This is a genomic window from Bullifex sp., assembly GCF_034103065.1.
Classification (GTDB): domain Bacteria; phylum Spirochaetota; class Spirochaetia; order Sphaerochaetales; family Sphaerochaetaceae; genus Bullifex.
In genome coordinates this window covers 1-2,441 of record NZ_JAXEGN010000208.1, presented here as the reverse complement: position 1 = coordinate 2,441, position 2,441 = coordinate 1, and the positions used below count along the sequence as shown (strand labels likewise).

3 protein-coding genes are annotated in these 2,441 nt (G+C 38.5%); 2 read left to right on the top strand and 1 reads right to left on the bottom strand.

What is annotated here, in order from left to right; genetic code table 11:
- On the top strand, positions 1–682 hold a 682-nt coding region (locus tag SOY52_RS08075), incomplete at its 5' end, for an RNA-guided endonuclease TnpB family protein (protein WP_320848442.1).
- A gap of 230 nt (positions 683–912) precedes the next feature.
- Entirely contained in the window at positions 913–1,833 is a 921-nt protein-coding gene (locus SOY52_RS08070; protein WP_320848441.1) for a transcriptional regulator, read from the top strand.
- 25 nt (positions 1,834–1,858) lie between these two features.
- Here SOY52_RS08070 and SOY52_RS08065 read toward each other — a convergent pair whose 3' ends face one another.
- The gene (locus tag SOY52_RS08065; protein WP_320848440.1) at positions 1,859–1,999 is read right to left on the bottom strand and encodes a hypothetical protein; all 141 of its coding nucleotides are present in this window, start codon (positions 1,997–1,999) and stop codon (positions 1,859–1,861) included.
- Positions 2,000–2,441 lie beyond the last annotated feature (442 nt).

Sequence of the window (2,441 nt, the reverse complement as noted above, 5' to 3'; positions counted from 1 at the left end):
GACCGTAACGGTAAAGCGTAACATACTCGGAGAGTTTTTCGTCTACGTCACCACCGACAGCCCCGCCACCATGCGTGAAGCCAGGGACGGGCGCGGTGAAGTCGGCATGGACTTCGGACTCAAGACGTTCCTTACGCTGTCGGACGGCAGTGTAATCAGGTCCCCGGAGTTTTTCAGGCAGGGAGTAAACGAAGTCCGAAAGGCAAACCGCGCCCTGAGCCGTAAGGTAAGCGGAAGCAACGGATACAATCGGGCCCTCAGGACACTGTACCGCAGGCACCAGGACATCGCCAACAGGAGAAGGGACTGGTTCTGGAAGATAAGCCACTGCCTTTGCTCAAAGTACAGCGTCATAGCCATAGAGGACCTGAATATCAATGGTATGGCAAAGCTCTGGGGACGCAAGGTTTACGACTATGCGTTCTCGGAGTTTGTGGAAATCCTAGAGTGGTGCGCACGAAAGTACGGGACCAGGGTCATCAGGATTGGACGGTACTACCCGTCATCCCAGACCTGCTGTGCATGTGGACATGTGTGGCCGGGTACCAAGGACCTCAGTGTCCGTGACTGGATTTGTCCGGAGTGTGGCGTAACGCACGACAGGGACGTGAACGCTGCGATGAACATTCTCGCCGAAGCGAAGCGTATCATTAATCGAATGGAACAGGCGAAGGACGCCTAGACCATAAGGCGAGGCCGGACGGGTCTCGCAGGCCAGAGATGGTGTAAGACATCCTTCGGGATGCAGCCGTCGTTACCATGGCCGGATTCCCATGGGCTTGCCCGTGGGAGTACGTCAAGATATAACACTTTGGAGTGTTTTATTTGATAAAGAAAATAAAAAAGCTTCATATTTCTTTAGAGAAGATTTTAATAAGGAATATACATTTTCTTTATGATATTATTTAGCTAATGAGTTACACGGCTAGAATACAGTACATAATTAAAACTTTAATCAAAAAAGATGGGATTACTCTAAAGCAAATTGCTGATGAATTTGAGATCTCAACTCGTCAAGCTAGTCGTGATATCGAGCAATTAAGATATCAAATGGGAGCTCCTATTGAATATGATAAAAAGGATAGGGTATATAGGCTAACACAGGATTGGAGTAGCTATACAAATCTAGATGATAACTTAGTAATACTTGCTTCCTATTTTAGATCTTTAATTGAACAGCTTCCAATAAAGAATAGTATTAAGAAAGAAATAGAAGATACCTTTTTGTCTTCTGTTTCAAAGAATGCAGCTTCATTAGTAGATAAAGTAATTTATAAGGCTCCTCAAATTAGTTTTCCAAACTACGATGTATTTTCAACGGTTACTGAAGCCTTAACCTCAAAAAGGTGTATTGAAATTGAATATACAAATTTTAAAAAGGAAAATACAAAAAGAATAGTAGAGCCTCTTAGGCTCATTAACTATTCTAGTTCATGGTATTTAGTTGCTTTTGATCATAAAAGGGAAAAGGTAATTAACTTCCACCTTTCAAGAGTAATTAAGGCAACTATTTTAGATAAGAAAATAACATTTAAAGATACTAAATTACTTGTTGATTCCTCTTTTGGAATTTTTGTTTCTGGTAAAATGCAGGAGTATACGATTAAATTCTCATCAGAACTAACAAATGATGTTAGACACATTATTTGGCATCAAAAACAAAGAGTTGAGGATTTAGAAGATGGCTCATTTTTACTTCATATTCCTGCAACTAATTCACATGAATTAATTACTTTAGTTTTAAGGTATGCTCCCTATGCTCGTCCTATATCTCCTGATAGCTTTGTGGAGGAATATAAGAAGAGAGTAGAAGAAATTAATAAAACTATCTAAATGGATAATATTCTATCAGGTGTTTCTATATTTCGTTAAATATTTTCATGATATACTTGCAATCTTGTGAATATTCTTTATTGATATCTTCTCTGAACTGTGTCGTAATCTTTTCTAAATCATCCCATGTAGTGAATTCTTCATTATAAACTTTAAGACAATCCACGAGCTTTGCTAAAGCCTCTGCTTTACCTTTATTATGTAAAGCTTTACATAATAAAGGAAATACTGAGGACGCCGATTATTATTATCTTCAAGCAATTGAGATGGAAGAGGATAGGCTACTAAGCAGAAATTTTTAAAAAAGATATATTTTTGTTACTGATTCTTTTCTTGGTAATCCTCCACCAATCTTAAGCTATTTGAGTGCATTAAAAGTAACATATGCTCAACTGAAAGTTTGAGAAATTTGCTGTATTAATATGTTTTATGTAAAAAACAATTTACTACGACATTATATGTCGTACTACCTGTCATAAACTCTTAATTGTAAAGGGAGGAAGTGATATGGATGAAGTTGTAAAGAGACCTGGCAGAAAGATAGCTGCTGAGAAAAGAAGAATTGCTAAAGAAATCTTACAAGAATTTATTGATGCTGGTGATTTCTA

Bases quoted from the DNA above. Each gene is read 5' to 3' on its own strand.
- SOY52_RS08070 (WP_320848441.1), top strand. From the start codon at position 913: ATGAGTTACACGGCTAGAATACAGTACATAATTAAAACTTTAATCAAA.